Source organism: Edwardsiella sp. EA181011 (assembly GCF_000800725.1).
GTDB lineage: Bacteria > Pseudomonadota > Gammaproteobacteria > Enterobacterales > Enterobacteriaceae > Edwardsiella > Edwardsiella anguillarum.
Genome location: NZ_CP011364.1, coordinates 3,478,785 through 3,489,883 on the forward strand (window position 1 = coordinate 3,478,785; position 11,099 = coordinate 3,489,883).

General features: G+C 64.2%; 6 protein-coding genes. 4 read left to right on the forward strand and 2 right to left on the reverse strand.

The features are described 5' to 3' along the window. Window positions 1–137: 137 nt before the first annotated feature. Window positions 138–1,445: a branched-chain amino acid transport system II carrier protein gene (gene brnQ / locus QY76_RS15420; protein ID WP_034163710.1), complete on the reverse strand. Its 1,308-nt coding sequence runs from the start codon at window positions 1,443–1,445 to the stop codon at window positions 138–140. 678 nt (window positions 1,446–2,123) lie between these two features. Beyond that, window positions 2,124–4,346, reverse strand: a complete 2,223-nt coding sequence (locus tag QY76_RS15425) for an EAL domain-containing protein (RefSeq protein WP_045426224.1) — start codon at window positions 4,344–4,346, stop codon at window positions 2,124–2,126. Window positions 4,347–4,695: 349 nt separating this feature from the next. On the opposite strand from QY76_RS15425, the gene QY76_RS15430 reads away from it, so the two are divergent. The 4 genes from QY76_RS15430 (at window position 4,696) to yegD (ending at window position 11,052) form a co-directional block, all read left to right on the forward strand. Beyond that, window positions 4,696–4,875, forward strand: a complete 180-nt coding sequence (locus tag QY76_RS15430) for a YfgG family protein (protein ID WP_071844228.1) — start codon at window positions 4,696–4,698, stop codon at window positions 4,873–4,875. 128 nt (window positions 4,876–5,003) lie between these two features. Beyond that, window positions 5,004–6,455, forward strand: a complete 1,452-nt coding sequence (locus QY76_RS15435) for a magnesium transporter MgtE N-terminal domain-containing protein (protein ID WP_045426227.1) — start codon at window positions 5,004–5,006, stop codon at window positions 6,453–6,455. A gap of 178 nt (window positions 6,456–6,633) precedes the next feature. Then, entirely contained in the window at window positions 6,634–9,666 is a 3,033-nt protein-coding gene (locus QY76_RS15440; RefSeq protein WP_049648900.1) for a diguanylate cyclase domain-containing protein, read from the forward strand. A 33-nt stretch (window positions 9,667–9,699) separates the two neighbouring features. Continuing rightward, entirely contained in the window at window positions 9,700–11,052 is a 1,353-nt protein-coding gene (yegD, locus tag QY76_RS15445; protein WP_034163717.1) for a molecular chaperone, read from the forward strand. The last annotated feature ends 47 nt before the right edge of the window (window positions 11,053–11,099 follow it).

An 11,099-nucleotide genomic window follows, 5' to 3' on the forward strand; every position in this document is an offset into this window, starting at 1 on the left:
GATGAGTTACCCATTCGCCTGTCAAAAAAAAACACGGACGCAGACGCCCGTGCTGAAAAACACCGATGATTATAGAGTGGCCGCCGGCGCAGTTCACGTCATCAACTGTAACAATTTCATGACGGCCACGCTTTACATCATGACCGGGCGCGCCCCAGCAGGCGATCGAACAGACCGGCCAGCGCCATCATGGCCAGCGACGGCGGCAGCCATGCCAGCCCCTGCTCCGCCAGCGGCAGATGCTGAATCCACCCCGGCAGGGCCGTCACCATTCCCGCGCCGGTCAGCGCGTCCAGAATGCCGAACAGCAGACTGACCGCCATCACCGGTACAAAGACCCGCGGCGCGCGGTGCCACCAGCGCAGGGTAAAGCTCAGTACCACCAGCGCAATACAGGGCGGATAAATGGCCGTCAGCACCGGGATCGAGATTTTGATGAGCAGGCTCAGCCCCAGGTTGGAGACCACCATGGAGAACAGACCCAGCATAAACACCAGCGTACGGTAGCTCAGGGGCAGATGCTCGGCAAAGAATTCGGCACAGGCGCAGGTCAGACCGACCGCCGTCACCATACAGGCGATGAAGATCAGCGCCGCCAGGAAGATGGCGCCCATGTTGCCGAAGGTGTGCTGCACATAGGCGTGCAGGATCACCGCGCCGTTCTGGGCATCCGGCACCAGTACGCCGCTGTCGGACCCCAGCTTAAACAGGCTAAGGTATACCAGCGTCAGCCCCAGGCCAGCGATCAGGCCGGCCCAGATGGTGTAGCGCGTCAGCAGGCGGGCATCGCTGACCCCGCGCGAGCGGGCGGCGTTGACGATGACGATGCCAAACACCATGGCGCCCAGCGTATCCATGGTCAGATAGCCGTTAACAAAGCCCGTGGAGAACGGAATCTGACGATACACCTCGGTCGCCGGAACCAAGCTGCCCGCGGGCCAGATCAGCGCGGCAATGCCCAGGATCGCCAGCGCGGCAATCTTCAGCGGCGCCAGGACGTGGCCCACCGTATCCAGCAGCTTTCCCGGGTACAACGAAATCACGACCACCAGCGCAAAATAGATCACGCTATAGCCCAGCAGCGGCCACGTTCCCTCGCCGGTCAACGGCGCGATGCCGACCTCAAAGGAGACGGTGGTGGTACGCGGAATGGCGAACAGCGGCCCGACCGCCAGATAGGCGACCGTCGCCAGCAGCAGGCCGGCGCGACGGCCGAGCGGCGAGCTGAGGGCGTCAATGCCGCCCCCGACCTTGGCCAGCGCCACCACGGTCGCCACCGGGAGACCGACGGCAGTGATCAGGAAGCCCAGCGCGGCAATCCAGACATGCTCGCCGGACTGCAGCCCCACCATCGGGGGGAAAATAATATTGCCCGCGCCGACAAACAGCGCAAAGGTCATAAAACCCAGCGCCAGGATATCTCTAGAGGTTAAACGATGCGTCATAATATGATGTCGTGATGCCTTAATTCTTAGGATATATCCGCTGTCCACAGCGCGCGGCGGCCCGGTGGCGCGCAGCGGTTGGGAAGCGTCACTATTTGGTATCGCGGGGGAAAACTCCTTGCGGATGGCAACAGAGATCACTCTCACTACTCTGGGGGAGCTTACCTCAGAATCGCGTCAGGGCGGCATGTGCCCAGGTCCTTAACCGCATTTACATCCACACATACCACGCCGCGGGGAAACCGTGCACGCGCTCCCGTAGGGAGCCGCACAGCCCTGCCGCGCCCTGACGGCGACGGCATTCACGATCCCCATGCACGACAGGCGTAATATGGCGACAGCGGTAATAAGTAAACACGTTACCGCCAGTAAAAGACAAGGATTAAATTCAACTGCGGAATCATTCTCCATATAAATACACCAGTTCAGATAATGATTTGGAGTTATTGGAGTATGACCAGAGATAAATTGCCCCCATCGCTGGTGTACCCTGCGGGCGTTAGCGCAAAAAAACGCCGGCAAAAAGCATTTTCCTCTGTATGGCACAGCGGGAGACATCGCGTAACCAGCGTCAAGAAAACTGTGAAAGAGTCGGCATGTTACCCGCGATGAATCAATCTGATAACTATCGAGAGTTATCGCTTTCCCCCGTTGCACATAAAATGACGCGATAAGCCGCTATTCTTTTGCTGTCTCCGCGCTAGGCAAGAGCGCGCTCAGCGGGATCGGCGTCCCGGCCAGACGCCCCTGAATGGCGTCGACCCCCAGCTGCTTCAGGCGTGCACGCTGGGCGTTGCTGTCCACCCCCCGGGCCACGACCGTCTGACGCCGAAGGTGGGCGACCTGACACAGCGCTGTCACAATATACTGCTCCGCGCTGTCGGCTCCCAGACGGCGGCTCAGCGCGGGCGTCATTTGCAGGATATCGGCATCCAGCTCCGGCTGCCCTCCGGCGTGCACGAAGTCGATGCCGCTCAGGGCGACGTGACACCCCAGGGCACGCAGCGCGCTCAGCGCCGACGGCGCAGGCGACAGCGCCGCCAGTTGGTCCGCCCGGAAGGTCAGGATCAGCTGCCAGGGCTCGATGCGGTACTGCGCCAGCACGCTCTCCAGCAGCGCCGGCAGCGTCGGCGGACTCAGCCCGGCGCAGGAGAGCGGAATGGCCACCCGGATCCCGGGCAGCTGCGCCCGGTGCCGCTCGATAAAGGCGAGCGTATGGGTCAAGACCCAGCGATCGAGCGTGGCCGTCAGGCCAAACTCCTCGGCGATCGGCAAAAAGCTCTCCGGGCTCAGGTGGCTCCCCTGCTCATCGACCACCTTCAGCAGGATCTCCTGATAGCTCTCGCCGCGAAAGCCTTCGATGGGCTGAGCAGACAGGATAAAGCGATCGTTTTCCAACGCGCGCTGCAGCGTTTTCAGCAGGCCGGCCTTGCGGCCAATCCCCTGCTGCAGACGGCGCTGATTCAGCGCCAGGCTCTCCAGCCGCCCGCTGTCCAGCGACTGCTCCGCCATCGCGCTCAGCTCACCAATCAGGCTATACAGCGCCTCGACCGTTCCCGGGACGCCACAGTAGCTCAGCCCCAGCTGCCGCTGCAGCGGCAGCCCATTCCACTGCAGGCGAAAGGCGTGCGCCACCTGCTCCAGGTGGCGCAGCGTCTGCTGCGCGCGCCCGGGCTCCAGACGGATCAGCAGATCATAACCGGGCAGATGATACACCCGCTCATCGGCGTGCAGCGCCGCCCGAAACGCGGCCGCCAGACGCTGCTTATAGCTCAAGCGTACCTGCATGCCGTAGGTACGGCACAGGGTATCCAGGCTGGAAATGCGTACGAAGCACAGCACCGAGCGGCCATAGCGCTGCAGATCCTGCTCCAGACAGCCGACGTTGGGCAGCTGTACCACCGGATCGATCATCGCCGCCCGACGCATATGGCGGTACAGGCGGCGCTGTCGACCATTGATCGCCGCCATCAGGATCACCGTCAGGGTAAACACGATCAGCATGGCGGTAATAAAACAGATATTGCGGCTCAGATCGTCCGGCTCGACATAGCCTTCATAGTTGAGCAGCAGGATTATCACCGCCACCGACCAGACCAGCGTACTCAGCAGATAGCCATAGCGCATGGCGCCAAAAATCATCACCGGCAGCAGCAGGGTCAGCGTATAGTCGGTAAACAGAATGCTGCCCTGCGCCTGCGCGCGGATGCACAGCAGGGCGATCATCACGGCAACGACGCCGCCCCAGAGGTAGGGCTCCCACCCCGCGGCGTCGCCCGTTTGCTCCCGCCGGCAGCGGCGGCGCATCACCTGCCAGTAGCGCGGGCGGCGCAGCAGACGCAGCAGGTGATAATAGAGCGGGGCACCCACCAACGCGCCCAGCACCATCCCCTGGTAGTTAGTCAGCGTACTCATTGAAAAGGGGAGCCGTTCGGCAAAGAAAGAGTGCCCGGAAAACATCCCCATGGTGACCGCTATCTGGGTCAACAGAATGAACAGCAGGGGAAACATGCCGGCGAGCCAGAACAGGCGCGGCAGCATCTGATGGGGTTTGGCCAGCCCGGCGCGCCAGCGGGGCCCGACCTGCTGGGTATAGCCCCACCAGCAGAGCAGCAACGTCAGGCTGAAGGGCAGCCCAACCGCCAGCAGCGGCGTCACGCCATAGGCGAGATAGAGCGTCGCCAGCGCCACGAGCACGATCGGCGCCAGCATACGGCTACCGTACAGGAAACTCAGCGCCAGCGCGGCGGCGGGCAGCAGGGCGATAAGGTACGCCTGCCCGTTTGGCAGGATCACCCGCGGTGAGTATAAAATACTGAGTGGAATAACCAGCAGGGCGAACAGCAACGGTTCTCCCCAGCGGGACCAGCCCGATATGGTGCGACGCTTATCTGCTTTCATGGAAACGGCTTAATCACTGCCCTTATCGCTCATCGCTACTCGCCGGCGGACCCCTGTTACGCCCCGATCGCCCTATTTAGTTACCCTGCGATGGTATCACGAAAACCGCGGCAGAAAAATGCGTCAGCCGCCGCGGGAGACAGCGGCGAAACATCGCGCGCGCCCGGCGACGGCGCAAGAATCATCAATATTTTTTATGTAATAGAGCTCATCATCATATCCGGATCGCGATCACCGGGAGAGGATAGCGACATCGCCGGCCATTGACGCCCGCCCGTTACTGTGCCTAAATCACCCTATAATTTCGAATAAGAGACCCTACGTTTTAATGATGATAATGACCCACAAGATGAAACGACGAACCAACATACGTATGACCCGGATCGTATTGCTGATAAGCTTCATCATTCTGTTTGGCCGTCTGCTGTATGCCTCCATCGGCGCGCTGGACCATCACCGCAGTCAACAGAACACCTCCGTAGAACAATCGCAGCCCCTGACCCAGAACGACGCCAACGACCGCCGCTGAGCGTTCCCGTACGCCCCCGCGATCTCCCCGTTGCGTCCCCCGGCGGCGGAACCGATAATGGCGGATCGCCGCTGTCCGCAAAACGCCCATTAACCCCATTGATCAACCATCACAAGGATTGAGTCACGATGTCCGCCACCGTTACCCTCAGCGCAGAGCAGCGTGCGCAGACGCGTACGCGTATTCTGCAGATCCTGCTGACGGAGCAGGCCGTTAGCGATGGTCTGCTCGGTCGTCTGGACGATCCCCATCTGCTCAACGATCCGCAGCTGCTGGATGACAGCGCCGAGATCCGCCAGGCGGCGCGCACGCTGCCGGCCGACGATCTCAGCGATATCCTCTGCGCCCTGCCCTGCGATCGGCGCCTGGCGCTCTGGTCGCAGCTAAGCCAGGGCCAGCAGGCACAGGTGCTGGCCCACGGCGATCCCTGCCTATGGCCAGAGCTGACGGCCACCCTGAGTGACAAGGCCCTGCTGCAAACCCTGCAGTCCCTACCGCTGGAGCGCCGCATCACGCTCGGCCGCCAGCTGCCGCAGCCCTTGACCGGACGCATGCTCACCCTGATGGAGGGCGAACAGCGTAGCCGCGCACGCACCCTGCTGAGCTACGCGCTGCACAGCGTCGGTGCCCAGATGACGCTGGATACGGAAACCCGCAGCGTACGTCAGGATATGGCCCTACTGCTGCTGCTGCAGTGGCTACGCCAGCGGCCGCCGCTGCCCGGCGGCAGCGATCGGCTGTTTGTCACCGACGGCAACGGCCGCCTGTGCGGCGAGCTGCCCCTGAGCACCCTGCTGGCTGCCGCGCCGGATGGCCGCGTCGCCGATATCATGCTGCCACCGCCCCAGAGCCTGCATCCCGACGATGATGCGCTCGACGCCGCCGCCATGCTGATACGCGAGAGGCGCGCCTGCGTCCCGGTCACCGACGATAAGGGCATGCTGCTGGGGCAGTTTAACCTGATCCAGGCGGCGCAGTGCCTGCAGCGCCACCACGAGCAGCGCCTGTTCCGCCTGGCCGGCCTGCGTCAAGATGAGGATCTGTTCGCCCCGATCACCCGCAGCCTGCGCGCCCGTGCGCTCCCGCTGGCGGGGATCTGCGCGCTGGCGCTGCCCGCCGCCCTGCTCAGCGCCGGCCTTAGCCCGCTGCTGGGCCACTGGCCGATGCTGGCCCTGCTGCTGCCCCTGCTGATGCTCCTGTGCGCCAGCGGCGCATGGCAAAGCGCCGCCGTTGCCCAGCGGGCCCTAAACCGGCGACACCTGCTGCGCGCCAACGCGGCGCCGATCGTGGTGCGTGAGCTGGGCGTCGCGCTGCTGGAGGGGCTGCTCATCGGCAGCCTGCTCGGCGTTATCGGCGGACTCTACTACCAGGATGCGCAGATAGGCAGCCTGGTGGTGCTGATCGCCGTCGTGGCCATGATGCTGTCCGCCCTGCTTGGCGTTCAGCTGCCGCGCCTGCTGGCCTGGCTGGGGGGACGGCAGCGGCAGGCCAGCATGGCGCTGATCGGCGCCCTGGGCGGCAGCCTCGCCTGCCTGCTGCTGCTGCTGCTGGCCCGGCTGTTTTTAGGGGGCATCGCATAGCGCGGCGGCGGCCTGGGAGAGGCCGCGATTCGCCTCCGCTTTTAATCGACTAAGGTCTAGGTTTTGCCTCGGCGCGACAGACCGACACTATACTGAGAAAAATCGTTTCACGGCCGCAGCTGCGACACTTCCACGGGCCGTGCGTTGGATACACTTTTTGGCTATCAGGGGCAGTTATATGGCAAGCAATTCTCCGTGTATCCGCGACGAGGTACACCCTGCCCCGTGGCAGCTGATGCTGTTTGCCGCCGTAAACGCGCTGCTGGCGCTGGTCAGCCTATTGTTGATCCGCAGCGACGCGGCGCTGCCGTCGCTGTGGCTGCCGACGGCGGCGACCACCGCGATCCTGTTTCACTGCCGGCGGCGGGACTGGCCCCGCCTGGTGGGCATTTCGCTGCTCAGCAGCCTGCTCCCGCTGCTCCTATCCCCCACCTATTTTCCTCCGCTGCACTATGGGCTCCTCCACGCCCTGATCGATCAGCTGCAGGCGCTGCTCTGCGCGCTGGCGCTGCGCCGCTGCCTACACGGGAGCCCCCCCTTGGGCAGCCTGATGCAATGGGCTTACTTTATCCTGATCGCCGTGCTGGCCATTCCACTGCTGTGCGCCATCCTGGCGGCGGGCGTCGCCACGCTACTGCACCGGGATGCCTTCCTCAGCGGTGCCGGATTCGCCTTTATGTCTGATGCGCTGGGGATGCTGGCGCTCACTCCGCTCGGGCTGCTGGCCAGGCCACCCGGCGGCCTGAGGCGCGTCATTCCCCTACAGACGCTCCCTATTCTCTTGATAACATTGGTAAGTGGTTACTATGCGCTGCCGCTGCTGCCGTACCCCTTTACCTTTATTCTTATCCCGCTGCTGTGGGCCGCCGTCGCGCTGCCGCTGTGGCCGGCGTTCCTGATTTTTTGCTGCACGGCGCTGCTGCTGTGCGCCCAGATGAACGGTCATGCCATCGCCGGCGAAAACCCCCTGCTGTTGTATATGCCGATCCTGCTGGTGCTGCTGCCGGCCCATGCCATCGCCATCCAGACGCATGCCTACCGCCGCGAGAGCCGGCGTCTGGAGGAGAACGAAACCCGGCTGCGCAACGTCATGAAGTATTCCGCTATCGGCACGGCCCTGATCGACCTGCGCGGGCGCTGGATACAGTTCAACCCGGCGCTGTGCCGCATGCTGGGCTACGATGCGGCGATCCTGCAGCGTCTGCGCTACCGCAGCCTGATCTACCCGCCGGACAGGCAGAGCGATAAGCGCCAGCTGGCCGATCTGCTGGCCGGCCATATCGACAGCTATACCCTGGAAAAGCGCTATGTACACCGCAGCGGGCGCATTATCTGGACGCTGCTGACCGTCTCGCTGGTGCGCCCGCCGCAGGCGGAGGCGGAGTCGCTCTACTTCGTGGCGCAGATGAAAGAGATTAACGATATCAAAAATAACGAGCGCCAAAAGCAGCGACTGCTGGATACCCTGCATCAGGAGCGTGAGCGCTTACACATCACCCTGAGCGCCATTGGCGAGGCGGTGATCAGCACCGATCCCCAGCAGATAATCCGTTTTATGAACCCCAGCGCAGAGAAGATGACCGGCTGGGCGCAAACCCGGGCGATCGGACGCCCCCTTGGACAGATCGTTACCCTGCAGGACAGCGTCAGCGGCGCCGCCCTCTCGGTGCTGCGCCCTGCAGACGAAGAGGGCGACGGCGCGGAGAACGACTGCCAGCGCCTGGTCAGCCGCAGCGGACAACGCTACGAGGTACAGAGCCGGGTCGCCGAACTGCGCCACAGCGACGGCGTTCTGATGGGCTATGTCGTGGTTTTTCAGGACGTCAGCGAGACGCGAACCCTGCTGCGCCAGCTCTCCTACAGCGCGCTGCACGATCCGTTGACCGGTTTGCCAAACCGAGTCAGCTTCGAGCAGGCCCTGCGCCGCGCGCTGCGCTCCGCTATCGAGTCACAGCGGCATCACGTCCTGGTCTTCCTCGACCTCGATTACTTTAAGGCCATCAACGACAGCGCGGGCCACGCCGCCGGCGATGTCCTGCTGCAAAACATCGCCCAGATGATGCGCTCCCTGCTGCGCCCCCAGGACACCCTGGCCCGCCTGGGGGGCGATGAGTTCGCCATGATCCTCAGCGACTGCGATATCGCCCAGGGAAAGCGCATGGTTGATCAGCTGATCCATGAGATCGCCGCCTACCGCTTTTACTGGCAGGGGGGGCTGTATCGCATTGGCGCCAGCGCGGGCCTAACCCTCCTGTGGCACCGCAACGCCCTCGCCGATGAGGCGATCAACCAGGCCGACGCCGCCTGCTATATGGCCAAGCGCAGCGGGCGCGGACAGGCGTTCTGCCATCAGGGCGACCGGCTCCCCAGCGCCCCTCACGGCGTACATGAGCCGGATGCCGCCCAGCTCAGCGAGCTGTTGGCAGCGCAGCGCATAACCCTGCTGCTGCGCGCCGTCTGTCCACGCAGCGCCCCCCAGCAGATTATGTTTTATCTGCTGGATCCCGAAGCGCGCCGCCCGGACGGCTCACCGTTCAGCGCCTCCGCGCTGGCGAGCGCCTGCCTACGCTACCAGCGTCAGCAGGATGTCGAACGCTGGCTGTTCAGCCAGCTACTGATCCGCCACGCTCGCGCCTTAAGCCAACAGCCGCTGGCGCTGGCCGTTTCGCTCTCCACCGCCAGCCTGTGTCAGCCAACGTTTGTCAGCTGGCTGTGCGACACGCTGCGCAGCTCCCCGCTGCCCGCCCGTCAGCTGCTGCTGCGCCTGGAGGAGAGCGCGCTGATCGACCGCCAGGCACAAACCGCCCCGGCGCTGAGCGCTCTGCATCACTGCGGCTGTCGCCTGATTGCCGAAGGCTTTGAACGCCGTCTGGAGAATATCGCCCGCCTGGAGCATAGCCCGGTGGAGTACCTGCTCGCCAGCAGCGAACTGGTTGCGCAGGCCCACGCCAACCGTATGGACGAGGTCATGCTGTCGCTGCTGCATACCCAGGCCCGCAGCTGCGGCCTGCAAACCATCGCCGGCCCCGCCGAGCTGCCCGCTACGCTGGCCACCCTGAACCTGCTGGGCATCGATCTGTTGTTTGGCAGCAGCGTGCACCCCACGCTCACGCTGCCCCAGCTGCTGAAGCACCTGAGCCGCGGGGCGCCGCCGCCCGCGGCGACGGCCGACCACAGCGCCCCCATTGCCGAGGACGCCGCAATGCAGTAAAGTCGCCGCCCTTCACCGGCATGGGAAACAACGATGTATATTGGTTTTGACTATGGCACCGCCAACTGTTCTGTGGCGGTCATGGACGGCGAGCAGATCCGTATGCTGCCGCTGGAGCAGGATTCGCCCTACCTTCCGTCAATGCTGTGCGCACCGACGCGCGATGCGGTCAGCGAATGCTTACACCGCCACTGGCACATCCCCACCGGCAGCGACGAGAACCAGCGCCTGCTGCAGCGCGCCGTCGCCGCCAATCGCGAAGAGGATATTCACGTCGATGCGGACAGCCTGCAGTTTGGCCTACAGGCGTTGCACAGCTACAACCGCGACCCGCAGGATGTGTACTTTGTAAAGTCGCCGAAGTCATTTCTGGGCGCCTCCGGGCTTAAAGAGCAGCAGATAGCCCTATTTGAAGATTTGGTCTGCGCCATGATGGTGCACATTCGCCGCCGGGGTGAGGCCTCTCTGCAGCGCCCCATCGATCAGGCCGTCATCGGCCGTCCGGTCAACTTCCAGGGCAGCGGCGGCGATGAGGCCAACGCGCAGGCCCAGGGGATACTGGAGCGCGCCGCGCGCCGCGCCGGACTGCGCGAGGTGACGTTTGAGTTCGAGCCGGTCGCCGCCGGACTGGACTTTGAGGCGACCCTCAGCGACGAGCGACGGGTGCTGGTTGTCGATATCGGCGGCGGAACCACCGACTGCTCCGTCCTGCTGATGGGGCCACGCTGGCGCGCCATGCAGGATCGCAGCCAAAGCCTGCTGGGCCACAGCGGCTGCCGCATCGGCGGTAACGATCTCGATATCATGCTGGCCTTTCGTCAGCTGATGCCGCTGCTGGGCGCCGGCAGCAGCACCCTCAAGGGGATCGCCCTACCGTCGCTGCCCTACTGGAATGCCGTCGCCATCAACGATGTTCCGGCGCAGAGTGACTTTTACAGCGCAGCCAATGGGCGGCTACTGCGCGAACTGCTGCGCGACGCCAGCCAGCCGCAGCAGGTAGAGCGCCTGCTGCAGGTCTATCGCGATCGCCTGAGCTACCGGCTGGTACGCTGCGCCGAAGAGGGGAAAATCGCCCTGTCGCAGCAGCCCCACTGCCGCGTCGCGCTGGATTTCATCGCGTCGGGGCTGGAGACGACCCTGCACGACGAGGCGCTGGCGGCCGCCATTACCCAGCCGCTGGCGCGGATTCAGGAACAGGTCAGCGCGGCGCTGGCGGTCAGCGCTATCACGCCGGACGTCATCTATCTGACCGGCGGCAGCGCCCGCTCCCCGCTGATCCGCCGCGCCCTGGCGCAGCAGCTGCCCGGCATCCCGCTGGCCGGCGGCGACGACTTTGGCTCGGTGACCGCCGGACTGGCGCGCGCGGCGCAGCGGCGCTACGGCTAAATCGATTCCCGCCGCCGATATCGGCGGCGGAAATCCGGTACGCTAAT